Origin of the sequence: Streptomyces sp. NPDC127038, assembly GCF_042725875.1 — a bacterium.
In the GTDB taxonomy this organism is placed as follows: Bacteria; Actinomycetota; Actinomycetes; order Streptomycetales; family Streptomycetaceae; genus Streptomyces.
Genome location: NZ_JBHXDQ010000080.1, coordinates 20,268 through 40,508, shown reverse-complemented (window position 1 = coordinate 40,508; position 20,241 = coordinate 20,268). Strand labels below are relative to the sequence as shown.

12 protein-coding genes are annotated in these 20,241 nt (G+C 72.3%); 2 read left to right on the top strand and 10 right to left on the bottom strand.

The window, feature by feature from the left end; all coding sequences use genetic code 11:
* Positions 1 to 134 precede the first annotated feature (134 nt).
* From serA to ACFWI4_RS36285, 6 genes are all read right to left on the bottom strand, one after another.
* Entirely contained in the window at positions 135 to 1,724 is a 1,590-nt protein-coding gene (gene serA, locus ACFWI4_RS36310) for a phosphoglycerate dehydrogenase (protein WP_385405704.1), read from the bottom strand.
* 308 nt (positions 1,725 to 2,032) lie between these two features.
* Complete coding sequence (ilvC, locus tag ACFWI4_RS36305) at positions 2,033 to 3,034, bottom strand: ketol-acid reductoisomerase (protein ID WP_387205304.1); 1,002 nt, start codon at positions 3,032 to 3,034, stop codon at positions 2,033 to 2,035.
* Between the two features lie 133 nt (positions 3,035 to 3,167).
* Positions 3,168 to 3,695 (bottom strand): acetolactate synthase small subunit, encoded by a 528-nt coding sequence (gene ilvN / locus ACFWI4_RS36300; protein ID WP_037622651.1) that lies wholly within the window; start codon positions 3,693 to 3,695, stop codon positions 3,168 to 3,170.
* Positions 3,696 to 3,715: 20 nt separating this feature from the next.
* The gene (locus ACFWI4_RS36295; protein ID WP_385405710.1) at positions 3,716 to 5,572 is read right to left on the bottom strand and encodes an acetolactate synthase large subunit; all 1,857 of its coding nucleotides are present in this window, start codon (positions 5,570 to 5,572) and stop codon (positions 3,716 to 3,718) included.
* A gap of 227 nt (positions 5,573 to 5,799) precedes the next feature.
* Positions 5,800 to 8,970 (bottom strand): EAL domain-containing protein, encoded by a 3,171-nt coding sequence (locus ACFWI4_RS36290; RefSeq protein WP_387205301.1) that lies wholly within the window; start codon positions 8,968 to 8,970, stop codon positions 5,800 to 5,802.
* Between the two features lie 388 nt (positions 8,971 to 9,358).
* Positions 9,359 to 10,300 (bottom strand): 2-hydroxyacid dehydrogenase, encoded by a 942-nt coding sequence (locus ACFWI4_RS36285; RefSeq protein WP_387205299.1) that lies wholly within the window; start codon positions 10,298 to 10,300, stop codon positions 9,359 to 9,361.
* Positions 10,301 to 10,375: 75 nt separating this feature from the next.
* Between ACFWI4_RS36285 and ACFWI4_RS36280 the strand changes: the two genes are divergently transcribed.
* A complete protein-coding gene (locus ACFWI4_RS36280) occupies positions 10,376 to 11,383 on the top strand; it encodes an aldo/keto reductase (protein ID WP_387205297.1) in 1,008 nt (335 codons plus the stop codon).
* Between the two features lie 104 nt (positions 11,384 to 11,487).
* Positions 11,488 to 12,657 (top strand): PQQ-dependent sugar dehydrogenase, encoded by a 1,170-nt coding sequence (locus ACFWI4_RS36275; protein ID WP_387205295.1) that lies wholly within the window; start codon positions 11,488 to 11,490, stop codon positions 12,655 to 12,657.
* Between the two features lie 26 nt (positions 12,658 to 12,683).
* On the opposite strand, the gene ACFWI4_RS36270 is transcribed toward ACFWI4_RS36275, so the two are convergent.
* The 4 genes from ACFWI4_RS36270 to ACFWI4_RS36255 all read right to left on the bottom strand — a co-directional run bounded on the left by ACFWI4_RS36270 (position 12,684) and on the right by ACFWI4_RS36255 (position 20,144).
* Positions 12,684 to 15,908, bottom strand: a complete 3,225-nt coding sequence (locus ACFWI4_RS36270) for an AAA family ATPase (protein ID WP_387205293.1) — start codon at positions 15,906 to 15,908, stop codon at positions 12,684 to 12,686.
* Positions 15,909 to 16,530: 622 nt separating this feature from the next.
* Positions 16,531 to 17,169 carry a hypothetical protein gene (locus ACFWI4_RS36265; protein ID WP_387205291.1) on the bottom strand — a complete coding sequence of 213 codons (639 nt, stop codon included), beginning with the start codon at positions 17,167 to 17,169 and terminating at the stop codon, positions 16,531 to 16,533.
* A 34-nt stretch (positions 17,170 to 17,203) separates the two neighbouring features.
* Positions 17,204 to 17,779, bottom strand: a complete 576-nt coding sequence (locus tag ACFWI4_RS36260; protein WP_387205289.1) for a GNAT family N-acetyltransferase — start codon at positions 17,777 to 17,779, stop codon at positions 17,204 to 17,206.
* A 4-nt stretch (positions 17,780 to 17,783) separates the two neighbouring features.
* The gene (locus tag ACFWI4_RS36255) at positions 17,784 to 20,144 is read right to left on the bottom strand and encodes an MMPL family transporter (protein WP_387205287.1); all 2,361 of its coding nucleotides are present in this window, start codon (positions 20,142 to 20,144) and stop codon (positions 17,784 to 17,786) included.
* Positions 20,145 to 20,241 lie beyond the last annotated feature (97 nt).

The window sequence follows — 20,241 nt, the reverse complement described above, 5'->3', positions numbered from 1 at the left end:
AACGCCCTCCCGCGGGGTTCTGACCCCCCGCGACACCCCAGCGCGGGGTGGGGGGTGTAAACCGCCCGCGGGGGGGCACCCGGGGGGGGCCCCGCCCCCGCGCCCGTCGTGCGGTGAGCCGTCGTGGACGGTTCTCAGACCAGGTTGACCGACCGCGCCGAGGTCGCGCCGATCTCGGCGGAGAGCTCGGTGATGACGCTCGGCGGCACCGTGTCGTCGACGGTGAGGACCGCGAGGGCCTCGCCGCCGGCGTTGGCGCGGGCGACCTGCATGCCGGCGATGTTGATGCCGGACTCGCCGAGGATGCGGCCGACGGTGCCGACGACACCGGGACGGTCCTCGTAGCGCAGGACGAGCATGTGGTCGGCGAGCGCCAGGTCCACGTCGTACTCGCCGACGGCGACGATCTTCTGGAGGTGCTTCGGGCCGGCCAGCGTGCCGGAGACCGCGACCTCCTGGCCGTCGCTCAGCGTGCCGCGCACGGTGACCACGTTGCGGTGGTCGGGGGACTCCGAGCTCGTGGTCAGCCGGACCTCGACGCCGCGCTCCTGCGCGAACAGCGGGGCGTTGACGTAGCTCACGGTCTCGTCGACGACGTCCTCGAACACGCCCTTGAGCGCGGAGAGTTCGAGCACCTTGACGTCGTGCTGGGTGATCTCGCCGTACACCTCGACGTCGAGGCGGACCGCGACCTCGCCCGCGAGGGCGGTGAAGATGCGGCCGAGCTTCTCGGCGAGCGGCAGACCCGGCTTGACGTCCTCGGCGATCACGCCGCCCTGGACGTTGACCGCGTCGGGGACGAGCTCACCGGCGAGGGCCAGGCGCACGGAGCGGGCGACGGAGATGCCGGCCTTCTCCTGGGCCTCGTCCGTGGAGGCGCCGAGGTGCGGGGTGCAGACGACCTCGTCGAGCTCGAACAGCGGGGAGTCCGTGCAGGGCTCCTTCGCGTACACGTCGAGGCCGGCGCCGGCGACGCGGCCCTCCTTGAGCGCCGAGTACAGCGCCTCCTCGTCGACGATCCCGCCGCGGGCGGCGTTGACGATGCGCACGGTCGGCTTGACCTTGTGCAGGGCCTCGTCGCCGATGAGACCGAGGGTCTCGGGGGTCTTGGGCAGGTGCACGGTGATGAAGTCCGCGACCTCGAGCAGCTCGTCGAGGGTGAGGACCTTCACGCCCATCTGCGCGGCCCGCGCGGGCTGGACGTAGGGGTCGTAGGCGACGACCTTCATGCCGAACGCCGACATGCGCTGCGCGACGAGCGCGCCGATGCGGCCGAGGCCGACGACACCGAGGGTCTTCTCGGCGAGCTCGACACCGGTGTACTTGCTGCGCTTCCACTCGCCGTTCTTCAGGGCCGTGTTGGCCTGCGGGATGTGGCGCGCGGTGGCGAGGAGGAGACCGCAGGCCAGTTCGGCCGCGGTCACGATGTTCGAGGTGGGGGCGTTGACGACCATCACGCCGGCCTTGGTGGCGGCGGAGACGTCGACGTTGTCCAGGCCGACGCCGGCTCGTGCGACGACCTTCAGCTTGCGGGCGGCGGCGACGGCCTCGGCGTCGACCTTGGTGGCCGAGCGGATGAGGATGGCGTCGACGTCGGCGATGGCGGGCAGCAGCTCGGCGCGGTCGGCGCCGTTGCAGTGCCGGATCTCGAAGTCCGGGCCCAGGGCGTCTACGGTCGCGGGCGACAGCTCTTCAGCGATGAGTACGACAGGTTTCGAGCTCACGTGAGTCCTCACAAGTCCAATGCGGACGGCCGTCCCGACGGCCGCAGGCGGTGGAGGGTTTTAGCGGCCCCGGAATGTACCTGCACTTCTGGGGGGGGTCGCTCGAGCCGCGTGGAAGACGCACGACGCTGTGGGCCTGACGCGTTGGTGATGTGGAGCAGTGTAGTGGCGCCGCGGGGGTCGTCCTTCGCCTCTGCGGAAGGATCACCCGTCCGTGGCTGGACGGGATGTCCAACACCGTGGCCAAGGGGGTTACCCAGGGTTCGACGAAGGGCCGGAGCATGCCGCTCCGGCCCTCGTCGTACGGCTTACGCCTCGTCGTCGTTGACCCACGACATGAGCTTGCGCAGCTCCTTGCCGGTGGTCTCCAGGAGGTGGTTCTCGTCCTGGGTCTTGTACTCGTTGTACTTCTTCAGGCCCGAGTGGTACTCGTCCATCCAGTTGCGGGCGAACGTGCCGTCCTGGATCTCGGCGAGGACCTGCTTCATCTCGGCCTTGGTGGCGTCCGTGATGATGCGCGGGCCGGTGATGTAGTCGCCCCACTCGGCGGTCTCGGAGACCGACCAGCGCATCTTCTCCAGGCCGCCCTCGTACATGAGGTCGACGATGAGCTTCAGCTCGTGGAGGCACTCGAAGTACGCGATCTCCGGCTGGTAACCGGCCTCGGTCAGCGTCTCGAAGCCCGCCTTGACCAGAGCGGCGGTACCACCGCAGAGGACGGCCTGCTCACCGAACAGGTCGGTCTCGGTCTCCTCGGTGAAGGTCGTCTTGATGACGCCGGCGCGGGTGCCGCCGATGCCCTTGGCGTACGAGAGGGCGAGCGCCAGGCCGTTGCCCGTCGGGTCCTGCTCGACGGCGACGATGCACGGAACGCCGCGGCCCTCCTCGTACTGGCGGCGGACCAGGTGACCGGGGCCCTTGGGGGCGACCATGCAGACGTCGACGTTGGCCGGCGGCTTGATGAAGTCGAAGCGGATGTTCAGGCCGTGGCCGAAGAACAGCGCGTCGCCGTCCTTGAGGTTGTCCTTGATGGACTCCTCGTAGACCTGGGCCTGGATCGGGTCCGGCACCAGGATCATGATGACGTCGGCCTCGGCGGCGGCCTCCGCCGGGGTCACCACGCGCAGGCCCTGCTCCTCGGCCTTCGCCTTGGACTTGGATCCCTCGTGCAGACCGACGCGGACGTCGACACCCGAGTCGCGCAGGGACAGCGCGTGGGCGTGACCCTGGCTGCCGTAGCCGATGACCGCGACCTTGCGGCCCTGGATGATGGACAGGTCGGCGTCGTCGTCGTAGAACAGCTCGGCCACTGGGGTTCTCCTTGTTATCCGGTATTTCCGGTGTTGCGTCCCACCGTACGGCGGGCGGGGGAAGTGAAGTTCTCGGGTCTCGGCATACGGGCGGGCCGGGTGGGCGGCCCGCCCGTGGACCGGGGCTTGCTGCTTAGGCCGACCGGTCCAGTGCGCGCAGCGACCGGTCGGTGATCGAGCGCGCCCCGCGTCCGATCGCGATCGTGCCGGACTGGACGAGCTCCTTGATGCCGAAGGGCTCCAGCATCTTCAGCATGGCCTCCAGCTTGTCGGCGCCGCCGGTGGCCTCGATGGTGACGGCCTCCGGAGAGACGTCGACGGTCTTGGCACGGAACAGCTGCACGATCTCGACGATCTGGGAGCGTGTCTCGTTGTCGGCGCGCACCTTCACCAGAACGAGTTCCCGCTGAACGGCCGAACCGGGTTCCAGTTCGACGATCTTCAGGACGTTGACGAGCTTGTTGAGCTGCTTGGTGACCTGTTCGAGCGGGAGTTCCTCGATCACGTTCACCACGATGGTGATGCGGGAGATCTCGGGGTGCTCGGTCACACCGACGGCGAGGGAGTCGATGTTGAAGCCGCGCCGGGAGAACAGGGCGGTGATCCGGGCGAGGACACCGGGCTTGTTCTCGACGAGGACGGAGAGGGTGTGCTTGCTCATGGGTCTGACTCGGCTCTCTCTCAGTCGTCTTCGTTGTCGCCGAAGTCGGGGCGGACGTCCCGGGCGAACATGACCTCGTCGTTGGAGGTGCCGGCGGCGACCATCGGCCACACCATCGCGTCCTCGTGGACGATGAAGTCGACCACGACCGGGCGGTCGTTGATCGAGTTCGCCTCCTCGATCACCTTGTCGAGGTCGTCCGGGGACTCGCAGCGGATGGCGTGGCAGCCCATCGCCTCCGACAGCTTGACGAAGTCGGGCACGCGGGTGCCGGCGCTCGGCTGCTTGCCGTCCGCGTCCGGGCCGCTGTGCAGCACGGTGTTGGAGTAGCGCTGGTTGTAGAAGAGGGTCTGCCACTGGCGGACCATCCCGAGGGCGCCGTTGTTGATGATGGCGACCTTGATCGGGATGTTGTTCAGGGCGCAGGTGGTGAGTTCCTGGTTGGTCATCTGGAAGCAGCCGTCGCCGTCGACCGCCCAGACCGTGCGGTCCGGCTGTCCGGCCTTGGCGCCCATCGCGGCCGGGACCGCGTAGCCCATCGTTCCGGCGCCGCCCGAGTTCAGCCAGGTCGAGGGCTGCTCGTACTGGATGTAGTGCGCGGCCCACATCTGGTGCTGGCCGACGCCGGCGGCGAAGATCGTGCCCTCCGGGGCGAGCTGGCCGATGCGCTCGATGACCTGCTGCGGGGACAGCTGGCCGTTGTCGGGCTGCTCGTAGCCGAGCGGGTAGGTCTCGCGCCAGCGGTTGAGGTCGCTCCACCAGGCGGTGTAGTCGCCGGCGTTGCCCTCGCTGTGCTCCTTCTGGACCGCCTGGACCAGGTCGGCGATGACCTCGCGGGCGTCTCCGACGATCGGCACGTCGGCGGCGCGGTTCTTGCCGATCTCGGCCGGGTCGATGTCGGCGTGGACGATCTTGGCGAAGGGGGCGAAGCTGTCCAGCTTGCCGGTGACGCGGTCGTCGAAGCGGGCGCCGAGGGCGACGATCAGGTCGGCCTTCTGGAGCGCGGTGACGGCGGTGACCGAACCGTGCATGCCCGGCATTCCCACGTGCAGCGGGTGGCTGTCGGGGAAGGCGCCCAGTGCCATGAGGGTGGTGGTGACGGGCGCTCCGGTGAGTTCCGCGAGGACCTTCAGCTCGGCGGTGGCGTGTGCCTTGAGGACACCGCCGCCGACGTACAGCACGGGCCGCTTGGCCTGGGACAGCAGCTTGGCGGCCTCGCGGATCTGCTTGGCGTGCGGCTTGGTCACCGGGCGGTAGCCGGGCAGGTCCTGGGTGGGCGGCCACTGGAAGGTGGTCCTGGCCTGGAGGGCGTCCTTGGCGATGTCGACGAGGACCGGGCCCGGGCGGCCGGTGGAGGCGATGTGGAAGGCCTCCGCGATCGTCCGCGGGATGTCCTCCGCCTTGGTGACCAGGAAGTTGTGCTTGGTGACCGGCATCGTGATGCCGACGATGTCCGCCTCCTGGAAGGCGTCCGTGCCGATCGCCTTGGACGCGACCTGCCCGGTGATCGCCACGAGCGGCACCGAGTCCATGTGGGCGTCGGCGATCGGGGTGACCAGGTTGGTCGCGCCGGGGCCGCTGGTCGCCATGCAGACGCCGACCTTGCCGGTGGCCTGCGCGTAGCCGGTGGCCGCGTGGCCGGCGCCCTGCTCGTGGCGCACGAGCACGTGCCGCACCCTGCGGGAGTCCATCAGCGGGTCGTACGCCGGAAGGATCGCACCTCCGGGAATGCCGAATACGGTCTCGGCCCCGACCTCCTCGAGCGAGCGGATGAGGGACTGCGCACCCGTGACGTGCTCGGGGGCGGACTGCTGTCCTCCGGAACGGGGCCGCGGCTGCGGATGGTGGGCCCCGGTGGCCTGCTCGGTCATCGGCATTCTCTTCTCGATGCTGAGGGTTTTTGCGACTTTTGTGCGGTGTACGACTGATGCCTGTGCAACAAAAAACCCCTCGTGCCGTGAGGCAAGCGAGGGGAGCGCGCCGGGTGCGGTCGCCGGGTGTTCCGGATCGTTCCGGTGTCCACCTGGCTTCAGCCGACGCGCTTTCCAAGTACGAGAATTCGGGTGCGCATGGCATTGACCCTCCCCCCGGCACACACCGACTGTCAAGTGGGTGGGACGGGCGTCTCATTATGTGAGCGGAGGGCCGTTCCGCCCGCGAGGACGATGGGCACACCACCCGTATACACCCCCGCGCCGCCTCCGCCCGCGAACGCGGGCTCGGCCGGGCCGTTCGGCACCGGATAGTGGCCGGAAGACAGCGCTCTGCGCAGCCGGTACTCGTCCAGCGGCCCGGAGAACGCCATGCCCTGCCCATGGGTGCAGCCCATCGCGCGCAGGGCGACCACCTGCTCGGGAAGATCCACCCCGTCGGCGACGGACTGCATCCCCAGATCGGCGGCGATCCGCAGCAGCCCGCTGGTGATCTTGTGCAGCCGGGCGGACTCGACGACCCCCTCGACCAGGCTCCGGTCGAGGCGCAGGACGTCGACGGGAAGCCGCCGCAGTGCCGTGATCGCCGCGTAGCCGCTGCCGAAGCCGTCCAGGGCGATCCGGACGCCGAGGCGCCGCAGGGCGTTCAGCCGGCGCTCCAGCTCGTCCAGGGGGACCCTCGGGTCGGTGTCGGACAGCTCGATGATCAGACCGCCGGAGGCGAGCCCGTGCCGGGTGAGCAGGGACTCCACGGAGCCCAGGGGCATCGAGCGGTCCACCAGGCGCCGGGCGGTCATCCGGACCGCGACGGGCACGGCGACCCCCGCGGCGGTGCGCTCGGCGGCCTGCTCGACGGCCTCGTCGAGCATCCAGCGGCCGAGTTCGGCGGTCCGCTCGCTGTCCTCGGCGACCCGCAGGAACTCGGCGGGAGTGAAGAGCACCCCTTGGGACGAACGCCAGCGCGCCTGCGCGGTGACCGACGCGATCCGGCCGTTCTCCAGCGACACCACGGGCTGGTGCAGCAGGGCGAACTCGCCGTCCTGGAGGGCGGAGCGCAGCCGGGTCGCCAGTTCCGCCCGGCGCACGACGTCCTGCTGCATCTGGGGCGCGTACAGCTCGACGCGGCCCTTGCCCGCCGCCTTCGCCCGGTACATGGCGAGGTCGGCGTTGCGCAGCAGCTCACCGGCGCCGAGGCCCGGTTCGGCGAAGCCGACGCCGATGGAGGCGGCGACCCGGACATCGTTGCCGTCGATGCAGTAGGGCTGGGAGAGCCTGATCCGCAGACGGTCGGCGAGTTCCCGTACCTGCTGCTCACGGGCGGTGCGGTCGCGGCCTCCGTCGCCGACGATGAGGGCCGCGAACTCGTCCCCGCCGAGCCGGGCTGCGGTGTCGCCGTGCCGGACGGAGTCCTGGAGCCTGCGGGCGGCCTGGACGAGCAGTTCGTCCCCGGCCTGGTGTCCGATGGTGTCGTTGACGGCCTTGAAGCCGTCGAGGTCGATGAACAGGACGGCGGTGCCCCGGTCGCTGGAGCGGCGCCCGGACAGGGCCTGCTGGACGCGCCGGGTGAACAGCGCGCGGTTGGGCAGGTCGGTGAGCGGGTCGTGCTCGGCGTTGTGCTGCAACTGGGCCTGGAGCCGCACGCGTTCGGTGACGTCCCGGCTGTTGAAGATGAGGCCGCCGTGGTGCCGGTTGACGGTGGACTCCACGTTGAGCCAGCCGCCGTCGCCGGAGCGGAAGCGGCACTCGATCCGGGTGGTGGGTTCCTCGGCGTGGCTGGCGGCCAGGAAGCGCCGTACCTCGTGGACCACGCAGCCGAGGTCCTCGGGATGGATGAGGGAGGCGAGCTCGGAGCCGACGAGTTCCTCGGCGTCCCGGCCGTAGACCCCGGCGGCGGCCGGGCTGACGTATCTCAGGATGCCGTTCGGGGCGGCGATCATGATGACGTCGCTGGAGCCCTGCACCAGGGAGCGGAAGTGGTTCTCCTTCTGGGCCAGTTCCTGGGTGAGGGTGATGTTGTCGAGCAGCATGATGCCCTGGCGCACCACGAGGGCCAGGACGACCAGGCCTGCGGTCACGAGGACCACGCGGTCCACACGGCGGCCGTTCAGGATGTTGTAGAGGATCCCCAGCGTGCAGACGGCGGCGGCCAGATAGGGCGTGAGCGCGGCCAGTGATCCGGTGATCGGCCGGGCGGCCGGGGGGCGGCCGGATCCGGGTTCCGGGGAGTCCTCGTGCGACGGTCCGTCCCGCCGCGGTCCGCGGGGGGCGTCGGGCTCCGCCTGCCGCCCCGGCGCTTCGTGGGACCCGGGGCCCTGCCGCGGCGCACCGTCCGCGTACGGGGGACGGGTCTCCCGGGGGCCGGGCACGGCGTGGCTTCCGGGCGGGCCGTGCTGGCCCTCCCGGCGCTGTCCGGGGATGCCCTCGTGCGCCAGGCGCGCGTGCTCCTCCGAGGCCGGCCCGTCCGGTACGCGCGGGTCGGGTGCGTGCGGTGCGGGGCCGTACGCCTCGATGCCGTACTCCCCGGTGCCGTGCTCCTCGCTCTCGCCGCCGTGCCGGGTGACGACCCAGGGGGCGTACGCGAGGAGCAGCGAGCCGGCGAACCAGCCCGCGTCCAGGAGCTGGCCCGAGTGATAGCTGTTGTGCAGGAGGGGCGAGGTGAACAGCGCGTCGCACATCACGGTCAGGGCGAGCGCCCCGATCGCGGTGTTCACCGCCGACCTGTTCACCGACGAGCGCCTGAAGTGCAGCGCGAGCACCATGCTGACCAGCGCGATGTCCAGCAGGGGGTACGCGAGCGACAGCGCGGTGTGCGCGACGCTCGGCCCGTCGAACCTGGCCGCCTGGGCCAGCGCCAGACTCCAGGACAGGGTGAGCAGCGATCCGCCGATCAGCCAGGCGTCGAGCGCGAGACACACCCAGCCCGCCTTGGTGACGGGCCGCTTGGCGAGCACCAGCAGTCCCACGATGGCGGGCGGGGCGAAGCAGAGGAAGAAGAGGTCGGCGTAACTCGGTGTGGGCACCGGGCGGTCGAGGACCACCTCGTACCACCCCCAGACCAGGTTTCCGAGCGAGGCCATCGCCGAGGAGAGCGCGAACAGCAGCCACGCGGGCCGAAAGCGGCTGCGGCGGCCACGGGCGTAGAGGAGGCAGGAGACCGCCGCGGTGGCCGCGGCGACGCTCAGCCCGAAGTCGCCCATGACCAGCGCGAGACTCGTGGAACCCCAGCCGAGCGCGGAACCGACGGCGTAGGCCGCGCACACCAGGGCCAGCACGAGTTGCGAGAACAGGCCCGTCCCGCCGTCGAAGACCGTCCGACGGGTCAGCAGCACCCCTGGGGAGCTCACCGGGCCCACCCGGTCCGCGCCCCGGGATCCCGCTGGTCCCGGCTCGCCGGATGCCCGTGCCTGCGGCGGCCCGGATGCCTGCGCTGGTGATGGCCGGCGTGACCGCGGCTGTGCGTGGCCGCGCGCCAGGGTCGTCGGCGGCGGCCCCGCCGCGTCGGATCGTTGGTCCATAGGCCGTGCATCGCCCGTCGCCCCCCTCGCAGTCTCATGTCCGTCCCCGGCGCCGAACGGTGCGCGGCGCAGCCCCTGTCGGGACGATACACCAGTCTCGTCACTCAGGGACATAGTTCCTCTACGCTCCGTGACGACCAGGGACTATGCCGGCACTGCCCGCATCCGGGGAACTGCGGAGGGTGTCCGAGGGCGGACGCGGGCGGACGGCGGTCGCTCAGGTGCCGGTGGTAAGGACCACGTTGCGCAGGGGCTCCCGGTTCACGAAACGGGTGAGCTGATCCGCGAGGAGCCGCTTGGCGCGCGGCCAGAACGCCGAGGTCGGCCCGCCGACGTGGGGGCTGAGGAGCAGCCCGGGCGCGTGCCACAACGGGTGGCCCGTGGGCAGCGGTTCGGGGTCGGTGACGTCGAGGGCCGCGGTGATGCGCCCGCTCGTCAGCTCCCGGAGCAGCGCGTCCGTGTCGACCACGGGACCGCGGGCCACGTTCACCAGGAGCGCCCCGTCCTTCATCCGCGACAGGAACCCGGCGTCGACCAGGCCGTGGGTGGCGTCCGTGAGCGGCACGGACAGGATGACCACGTCGAACTCGGGCAGCAGGGACGGCAGTTCGGCCAGGGGGCGCACGGGACCGCGCGCCGTGACACGGGCGGAGCGCGCGACCCGCTCGAGCCGCGCGAGCTCGAACGGCGCGAGCCTGTCCTCGATGGCGGACCCGATCGACCCGTAGCCCACGATCAGCACGGACTTGTCGGCGAGCGAGGGGCGGAAGCCCGAGCGCCACTCCTGCCGGTCCTGGCCCCGGACGAAGTCGGGGATCCCGCGCAGCGAGGCGAGGACCAGGGCGAGGGTGAGTTCCGCGGTGCTGGCCTCGTGCACCCCGCGGGCGTTGCACAACACCACTCCGGACGGAAGGGACTTGAGCGCCGGCAGGACGTGGTCGACGCCGGCGGACAGCGTCTGCACGGTCCGCAGCGACGTCATTTCGGCCAGCGGCCGCTGCGAGACGGCGGAGGGCTTCATGTACGGCACGACGTAGAACGCGCAGTCGGCGGGATCCGCGGGGAACTCCTGCCCGCCGTCCCAGAAACGGTAGTCGGGGCCCTCGGGCAGGCCGTCGATCTCGTCCGCGTGGAAGGGGAGCCAGACATCGGAAGTCATGGTCAGGAGGTTATGCCAGGAGCCCATGCGCGCAGAGGTTAGGTTGGGGGCCGGCAGAAGGAGGATCACGGCCAGGTGGAGCGCAGAACGATCGGGGCCGCGGCGCTCGATGTGGGGGCGGTCGGACTCGGATGCATGCCGATGAGCTGGGCCTACACCGGGTCTCAACAGCGGGGCGAGGAGTCGCTGCGCGCGGTGAACGCGGCACTGGACCGGGGCTCGACCCTGCTCGACACGGCCGACATGTACGGGCCCTTCACCAATGAGCTGCTCCTCGGACGCGTACTGAAGGAGCGGCGCTCCGAGGCGTTCGTGTCGACCAAGGTCGGGCTGCTGGTGGGTGATCAGCATCTGGTGGCCAACGGCCGCCCCGCCTACGTGAGACGGGCCTGCGACGCGTCGCTGCGCCGGCTCCAGACGGATGTGATCGACCTCTACCAGCTGCACCGGGCCGATCCGGAAGTGCCGGTCGAGGAGACCTGGGGCGCGATGGCCGAGCTCGTCGCGGCCGGAAAGGTCCGCTCGCTCGGGCTGTGCGCGGTGGGCGCGGGGCCGGGCCGCCGGGCCGGGGCGCGGCCGCACGACGGAACGATCCGCCTGCTGGAGCGGGTGCAGCAGGTCTTCCCGGTGAGCACGGTGCAGGCCGAGCTGTCGGTGTGGTCGGCGGAGGCGCTGGACGCGCTGCTGCCGTGGTGCGCGGCGCGCGGTGTCGGGTTCCTGGCCGCGATGCCGCTCGGCAACGGCTTCCTGACCGGCACCCTGACCCCGGGCGAGGGCTTCGAGCCCGACGACCCGCGGGCCCGCCATCCCCGTTTCACCGCCGAGATGATGGCGGCGAACCAGCCCATCGTCGTGGGTCTGCGGCGGATCGCGCGGCGGCACGGGGGCGACGGCCCGCCCGTCACGCCCGCGCAGGTGGCGCTGGCCTGGGTGCTGGCGCAGGGGCCGCACGTCGTCCCGGTGCCGGGAGCCAAGCGGGAGCGGTGGGTCACCGAGAACGCGGGGGCGGCCGGACTGCGGCTGACGGCCGAGGACCTCTCCGAGGTGGCGCGGCTGCCGGGGGCCCTGGGATCCTGGGACTGAACAGCCCTTTCCGGTTCCCGGCGCGGATCGCGTGCCCGGGACCGGGAACCCGTGGAACGCGAGCGGTGTATGAACAGGAGGACCGCCGCGTCGAAGGGACACTGATGGTGCAAGTCCGAACAGCGACAGTCGTGTTGGCCGCGAGCGCGCTTCTGCTGACGGCCGGATGCTCCTCCGGCGGGACGGGCCCGGCGGGCCCGGGCGCGTCCGCCGCCACCGCGAGCGTCTCGTCGCCCGCGGCGTCCGCCGGGAGCGCGTCCCCGCGGGAGACACCGCCGGCCAAGGGCTCGGTGAAGGTCCTGCGCACCGTCACCGAGGACCTCGACACCCCCTGGGGCCTGGCGCCGCTGCCCGGCGGCGGTCTGCTGGTGTCCTCACGGGACAAGGGGACGATCACCCGGATCGACGAGGGGACCGGGCGCAAGACGCTGCTGGGCGACGTTCCCGGGGTGGCCGCCGCGGGCGAGGGCGGCCTCCTGGGCATCGCCCTGTCGCCGGACTACGCCTCCGACCACATGATCTACGCGTATCTCACGACGGCCTCCGACAACCGCATCGTGCGCATGCTGTACGACGAGCGGAAGCCGGCCGGGGAGCAGCTGGGCGCGCCGGACACGATCCTCAGGGGCATCCCCAAGGGCGTGATCCACAACGGCGGCCGGATCGCCTTCGGGCCCGACCGGATGCTGTACGCGGGCACGGGCGAGACGGGCGACCGTGGTCTGGCCCAGGACCGCGGGTCCCTCGGCGGGAAGATCCTGCGGATGACCCCGGACGGCGAGCCCGCGCCGGGCAATCCGTTCCCCGACTCGGTCGTGTACTCGTACGGGCACCGCAACGTCCAGGGGCTGGCCTGGGACGACCGGCAGCGGCTGTGGGCCTCGGAGTTCGGCCAGGACACCTGGGACGAGCTGAACCAGATCAAGCCGGGCGACAACTACGGCTGGCCCGTGGTGGAGGGCATCGGCCACAACCCCGAGTACCACGACCCCGTGGTCCAGTGGCACACCGACGAGGCCTCCCCGAGCGGGATCGCCTACGCCGGGGGGTCCATCTGGATGGCGGCGCTCAAGGGGCAGCGCCTGTGGCGGATCCCGCTCGACGGCACCAAGGCGTCCGCGTCGCCCGAGGCCTTCCTGACGGACAAGTACGGCCGGCTCCGCACGGTCGTCTCCGCGGGCGGCGACAGGCTCTGGCTGACCACGAGCAACACCGACGGCCGCGGCAACCCGGTGAAGGGCGACGACCGGATCCTCGAGCTCGAAGTGACCTAGGGCAGGCCTGTCCGACGCGGCCGTTCTCAGCCGGCCGCGCGGGCGGGCGGGCTTCCGGGGGTCTCCGAGGCGTCCGGGGCGGTGGCGGCGACCGGGTCGACCGGCGTGACCTGGGCGTCCGGGGCTTCCGGGCCCTCCGGGCCTTCCGGGCCTTCCGGCGGGAAGAGCCGGAGCCGGTGGGCCAGGGCCGCCGCCTCCCCCCGTCCCGAGACGTCCAGCTTGGCCAGGATGTTCGAGACGTGGACGCTGGCCGTCTTCGGGGAGATGAACAGTTCCTCGGCGATCCCGCGGTTGCTGCGGCCCGCGGCGACCAGACGCAGGACGTCGCGCTCGCGGCTGGTGAGCCCGAACGCGTCCGCCGGGCCGGCGGGCGCGGTACGGGAACGGGCCGGGGCCCGCTCCAGGGTGAGGCGGGCGCGCTGGGCGAGCAGGGCGACGGCCCCGGCGAGCGGGCGGGCGCCGAGGTGGTCGGCGACGGCACCGGCGAGGCGCAGGAGTTCCGCGGCGCGGGCGCGCTCGTCGTCGTCCGCGCCGGTGAGCAGCAGGGCCTCGGCCAGCCGGAGCCGGACCCGGGCGAGGTCGTGGGGGCGCTCCAGCGGTTCGACGGCCTCGACCACCTCGGACCACTGTTCCGGGCTGCTCGCGCCGTCGGCCCGCCGGAGTTCGGCGCGCAGCCATTCGGCGTGGGCGAGCCAGACGGGCGCTCCGGTGGCCAGGTTCCGCGCGGCCGCGCGGATGCGTGCCAGGGTCGGGGCGCGGCCGGGTCCGGCGACGGGCAGCCCGCGGGCGTCGGCCTCGGCGGTGACGGCGGCCAGCAGCAGGGGCCAGGCGTAGCGCTGGGTGCCGGGCGGGAAGCCGGCGGCGAGCGCCTCCTCCAGGGCCGTACGGGCGTCGAGGAAGCGTCCCTCCCCCGCGGCGATGCCGATGGTGGTGCACAGCAGCGGCAGGGAGTGCTGGGGCATCGGGTCGTGGGTGCCGAAGTGGCCGCGGGCGGCGGCCAGTTGGCGTCCGGCCTCGGCGAGGTCGCCGCGGGCCAGGGCGATCGGCGCGAGACGGGAGGCGCCCACGCCCGAGGCCTTGCCGCCGAGTCCGATGGCCAGGGCGCCGCGCGCGGCCTCTTCGGCCTCGTCCCAGCGGCCGAGCGCGTACAGCGATTCGGAGAGATTGCCGCAGACCCAGGCCTGGGTGTCCAACAGCCCTTTCCTGCGGGCCAGTTCGATGCCCTCGCCCAGGATGGCGACGGCCTCGCGGGAGCGGCCGACGGACTCCAGGTGGGAGGGCAGGTTGATGTGCAGCCGTCCCACGACGTACGCGGCACCCTGGCGGTTGGCCGATTCCCTGACCCGGTACATCTCCGCGAGCCCGGCCTCGACCTGCCCCGCGTCGACCATCAGACCGCCGAGGGTGAGCCGGGCGTTCAGCTCGGTGTCGCGGGCACCCACCATGCGCGCGTACTCCACGGCGCGTTCGGCCGCGGACAGGGCGCCGTGACCCGGCTGGTGCACCATGCACCAGGCGGCGACCATGGACAGGACCTCGGCGTGCACCTCGGAGGGCGGCAGACCGCGCACCAGGTCCTGGGCGATGGCGAGTTCCTTCCAGCCGTCGCCGCGGACCTGTGCCTGGACGAGCCGGGAGCGCTGGACCCAGAACCAGGCGGCGCGCAGCGGATCGCCCTCGTCCTCCAGGAGGTGCAGCGCGCGCCGGGTCGTCCTCAGGGCGCGTTCGCGTTCCCCGCACAGCCGGCCGGCGACGGCGGCCTCGGCCATGAGGTCGAGGTAACGCAGCGGCTGGGCCGGTGAGTCGTGGCCGGCGTCCGCACCGCGTTCCCGCGACGGCGCGGGCGGGGCCGGGGGCGGGGGCGGATAGGCCTCCACGTAGTCGATGGGGCGCAGTCCGGCCCGTACGGTGTCGGGGACCGCCTCCCAGAGTTCCATCGCCCTTTCCAGGAGCCGCAGTTGCTCGGCGTGGGCGTGCCGGCGGCGGGCCTCGACCGAGGCGTCGAGGACGGCGGGCAGGGCCTTGGCGGCGTCGTGGGCGTGGTACCAGTAGCTGGCCAGCCGGGTGACGCGCTCGTCGGCCGGCACGAGCGCCGGGTCGGCCTCCAGGGCCTCGGCGTAGCGGCGGTTGAAGCGGGAGCGCTCGCCGGGCAGCAGGTCGTCGCTGACGGCCTCGCGGACCAGGGAGTGGCGGAAGCGGTAGCCGTCGCCGTCGGGCGTGGCGGTCAGGATGTTGGCGCCGACGCAGGCGCGCAGGGCCTCGATGAGGTCGTCCTCGGCGAGCCGTGCCACGGCGGCGAGCAGGGAGTACTCGACGGTGCTGCCGCCCTCGGCGACGGTCCTGGCGACCCGCTGGGCGCTCTCGGGCAGCCCTTCGACGCGGACGAGGAGCAGGTCGCGCAGGGTGTCCGTGAGTCCGGTGGGGCAGCCCTCGCGGGCGGCGACGGCCAGTTCCTCGACGAAGAAGGCGTTGCCGTCGGAGCGGGCGAAGATCTCGTCGGCGTGGGCGGTGTCGGGTTCGCGGGCGAGGATCCCGGCGATCTGCCGGCCGACCTCGGCGCGGTTGAGGCGGCCCAGTTCGATGCGGCGGACCGTGCGGAGGCGGTCGAGTTCGGCGAGCAGGGGGCGCAGCGGGTGGCGGCGGTGGATGTCGTCGGCGCGGTAGGTGGCGATCACGACGAGTCGGCCGCCGCGCAGCGTGCGGAAGAGGTAGGCGAGGAGGTGGCGGGTCGAGGCGTCGGCCCAGTGCAGGTCCTCCAGCACGACGACGACCGTGCGGTCGGCCGCGATCCGTTCCAGCAGACGGGCGGTGAGCTCGAAGAGGCGGGCCGTGCCGTCCTCCTCGTACTGCCGTCCCCTGCTGGTCTGCGCGAGTTCGGGGAGCAGCCGGGCGAGTTCCTCCTCCTGTCCGGCGGCCGCGGCGGCGAACTCCTCGGGCAGGGTGCGGCGCAGGGCGCGCAGGGCGGTGGAGAAGGGGGCGAAGGGCAGGCCGTCGGCGCCGATCTCGACGCAGCCGCCGCAGGCGACCACGGCGCCCTCGCGGGTGGCGGAGGCGGCGAACTCCTCCAGGAAGCGGGTCTTGCCGACACCGGCCTCGCCGCCGAGCAGGAACGCCTGGGGCCCTCCCCCGGTGCCGGTCGCCTCGGGGCCGCTCCCGGCGGCGCGGGCGAGCGCGTCGTTCAACACCTCCAGTTCGTCGGCGCGACCGACGAACACCGGGCTGACGGACCTGGTCTCCACGGGCCCGAGCATGGCACAGGGGTCCGGCGGGACGGCAGCGGTTATCGGGACGACGGGCGGCGCCCCTGCGGCGGCCGGAGCGCCGACGCGGCGGTCCCCGCCCTTCGGCACGCCGGCACGGCGGCCTCCGGCCGTCGGGTCGCTCGTGCGGATCCCGGCGGGCGGGAGGCGGGCGGTCGCCCGGGGGCCGCCGTCCCGCACGCCCGGTGGGGGGCCGGACGGTGTCCGGCCCCCCACCGGCGCCCCGGCGCTCACGCGGTTCGGGCGAACCGGTGCCGGCGGGGGCGGTCGCTATGGGCTCGTTCCTCCGTGTCCGCCTGTGCGGCCCCGCGGGCTGCGGCGCGGCGGGCGGCCCGTCGGCCGGAAGCGGCCTCCCTGGCGAGCCGGTGGGTCTGGGCCTCCCGGATCAGTTCCGCGGACCGGATGCGGTGGAGCTCGTACTCGAACATCTCGTACCCCTTGGTGAAGAGTCGGTCTCGGTCTCGCTGTTCGCGATGCCTCAACCCTCGTCTCCCAGGGGGGTGCGCCACATCGGGAGAGTGCCGCATCTTGGGAACGCGAAGGGCCTTAGGACGGCGGCCGGTTTCCCGTGCCGGCCCTAAGGCCCCTCAGAGTGGTCCCGGTTCTCCGGGGGTCAGCCGGCGGACGGCAGTCCGAGGATGACGTCCGCGTACTTGGCGACCGCGAGCACCAGTCCCACGACGCCGAGCGACACGCCCGCCCAGGCGACCGACTTGATCCAGGCGGCCTGCGGCTTGCCGGGGGCTCCGAACGCGGGCCTGGCCAGCACGACCACGCCGACGATCAGCGCGGCCAGTGCGAAGAGGCCGCCGATCAGCGCGGTGGTCGCCCAGGCGTCGCCGTAGACCGCCTTGACCTGCGTGGCGACGCTCGCGGTCGAGGAGGTCCTGAGCTGGCCGATCAGGGTCTCGCGGGCGGCGGCCACGGTGGCGACCCAGCTGCCGGTCAGCGACACCACACCGAGTCCGGCGGACACGACGGCCGCGGCACCCTGGCCGACACCGGTGTCCCCGCCCGCGGCGGCGGTGTCGTCGCCCGCGGGCTCCTCGTCCGCCTCGTCGTCCTCGTCGAGGTCCGTGCCGTCCGCGGTCTCGTCCGCGGTCTGGTGCGGCTCCTCGGCGGCGGCCGCCGCCTTGGCCTGCTCGTCGGTGGTGGTCGCGGCCGCGGCCTCGGTGACGTCCACGGTCTGCTCGTCGCGCTGCGCCTCGGTACCGGTCTCGGCGCCGGTCTCGTCAGCTGTCTTGGTTCCCATGCGCGCACCGTACGGACGCTGTCTGAGAGGTTCCTTAATGATCCTCGGGGGCGGTGTCCCCGCGTGCGGCCCGCCACTCGTGGGCGAGCAGGGACCACACCTCCAGGTCGTGCCGCACGCCCTGGTGGAGATGCTTGCCGCGGAGCACGCCGTCCCGGCTCATGCCGAGCCGCCGGGCCACGTTCAGGCTCGGGACGTTGCCCGCCGCGGCGACCCACTCCACGCGCTGGATCCCGCGTTCCCCGACCGCCCAGTCGATGAGGATCCGCATCGCGCGGGTCACCAGACCGCGCCCGGAGGCGGCGGGTTCCAGCCAGCAGCCGACCTCGCAGGTGCCCTGGTCGGCGTCGAAGTTCAGGAAGAGCACACCGCCCACGAGCTTCCCGTCGAGCCACAGGCCGTGCAGGGAGCCGGTGCCGGCGGCACGCATGTCGGCGTACCGCTGGAGCTGTGCCCGCGCGGACGGCACGTCCGTGGACCGGGCCCCGAAGGGGATGAACCGCCCGATGAACTCGCGTCCGCGGTCCAGGTGGGCGAGGAACTCCTCGGCGTGCCAGGGCTCCAGGGGCCGCAGCTCCGCTCCGTCGTCGCCCAGGGATATGGCGTACATCCCGTCACCGCTCCTTCGTCGTCACATCCGTCGCCCCGGCGTCGGTCGTCCCGAGGTCCGGCGTCCCGAGATCCGGCGTCCCGGCGTCCGGCGCCTTGCGGCCGCCCGGTACGACCGTCGCTCCGGCCTCCGTCACCGCGCGGGCCAGTACGTCGGCCGCCTCGGCGTCCGTGGCCTCGGCCAGCCTCTCATGCGCCGCCCGGCACTCGGGCGGCTCGATGCTGATGCGCGGAAGCCTCTTGTCCAGGGCGCGGGGCAGCCACCAGTTGGCGTCGCCGAGCAGGTGCATCAGGGCCGGGACGAGGAGCGTGCGCAGGACGAAGGCGTCCAGGGCGACGGCCGAGGCGAGGGCGATGCCGAACATCGCGATGACGCGGTCGCCGCTGAGCACGAAGGCCAGGAAGACCGAGATCATGATGACGGCGGCGGAGTTGATCACCCGGCTGGTCTCGGCGAGCCCGACGCGTACGGCCCGACGGTTGTCGCCGGTCTCCAGCCACTCCTCGTACATCCTGCTGACCAGGAAGACCTGGTAGTCCATGGAGAGCCCGAAGAGCACCGACACCATGATCACGGGCAGGAACGGCTCGATCGGGCCGGCGCGGCCGAGGCCGAGCAGCTCGCTGCCCCAGCCCCACTGGAAGATCGCGACGACGACTCCGAAGGCGGCGGCGACGGCGGCGATGTTCATGGCCGCCGCCTTGAGCGGGATGCCGATCGAACGGAAGGCGAGCAGCAGCAGGACACAGCCGAGGCTGATCACCACGCCCACGAAGAGCGGGAGCTTGCCGATGATGACGCCCGCGAAGTCGTCGTAGCTCGCCGTCACACCGCCGACCTGGACGTCGAGCGAGGTGCCCGACTCGGCGCGCGGCAGGACGTCGGTGCGCAGCCGGTCGACGAGGTCGCTGGTCTTCTGGGACTGCGGGGCGGAGGCCGGGACGACGGTGAGGAAGGCGGTGTCACCAGCGCCGTTGTACGTCACCGGGGTCGCCGAGGCGACACCCTGGGTGGCCCTCAGCGTGGTGTCCAGGTTGTCCAGGGCGAGCCGGTCCTCGGCGCCGCCGACCTTGGTGACGAGGGTCAGGGGACCGTTCAGGCCGGGGCCGAAGCCCTCCGAGATCCGGTCGTAGGCCTGCCGGGTGGTCGTGCTCTTCGGGTCGTTGCCCTGGTCGGAGGTGCCCAGGTGGAGGGAGAACGTGGGCAGGGCGAGCACGGCCATCACGACGACGGCCACGACACCGAGCAGCTTGGGGTGGCGCTCGACGAAGGCGGACCAGCGGGCGGCGAAGCCGGTGGCCATCTCGGGCTCGGGCCCGACCTCCTCCAGCCGCCTGCGCTCACGGCGGCTGAGCGCGCGCGGCCCGATGAAGGACAGCAGCGCGGGCAGCAGGGTCACGGAGGCCGCGACGGTGAGGACGACGGTCAGGGAGGCGGCGATCGCCACACCGTTGAGGAAGCTGAGCCGGAGGATGAGCATGCCCAGCAGGGCGATGCAGACGGTGGCTCCGGCGAAGACGACCGCGCGGCCGGTGGTGGCCACGGCGTTCTGCGCCGCCTCGGCCACCGACAGCCCGCGTTTGAGGCCGCGCCGGTGTCTGGTCACGATGAACAGCGCGTAGTCGATGCCGACGCCGAGGCCGACCAGCATGCCGAGCATGGGGGCGAAGTCCGCGACGGTCATGGCGTGTCCGAGGAGCACGATGCCGAAGTACGCCGTGCCGACGCCGACCAGGGCGGTGGCGATGGGCAGCATGGAGGCGGCGAGCGAGCCGAAGGCGAGGAAGAGGACCACGGCGGCAACGGCCACGCCCACGATCTCGGCCGTGTGCCCGCCGGAGGGCTTGGTCAGCGCGATGGCCGTACCGCCGAGCTCGACGTCCAGCCCCTTGGTCTCGGCCGCCTTCGCGGTGCTGACGACGGCCTGGACCTCGCCCTTGTCGAGGTTCTCGGCCCGGTCGGCGAAGGTGATGGTCGCGTAGGCCGTCCTGCCGTCCCGGCTGATCCGGCCGGCCGAGTCGGCCCCGCCCGCTCCCTGGTGGGTGTACGGGCTGTCGACCGAGGCCACTCCGGGAAGCTTCTCGATCTTGTCGAGGGTCCCGTTCATGGTCTGTTCGACGTCGGCCGAACGCACGGTGCCCGGGTCGGTGTGCCAGACGATCGTGTCGCTGTCACCGCCGAAGCCGGGGAATCCCTTGTTCAGGAGCTGCGTCGCGTGGCCCGACTCGGTCCCGGGGACCTCGTAGTCGTTGGAGTACGCGGAGCCCGTCACCGCGGCGGCCGCGGTCACACCGCCGAACGCCAGAAGCCAGAGCAGAACGGCGACTAGGCGATGCTGAACACACCACCGTGCAAGGGCTGCCACGAGCGAGCTCCCTGGGGGATTTGTGGATCTTTATCGGGAACTGCCCGCAAAGAACACATGACTAATGCGTCATCACTCTTGCAGCCTGTACTGATCC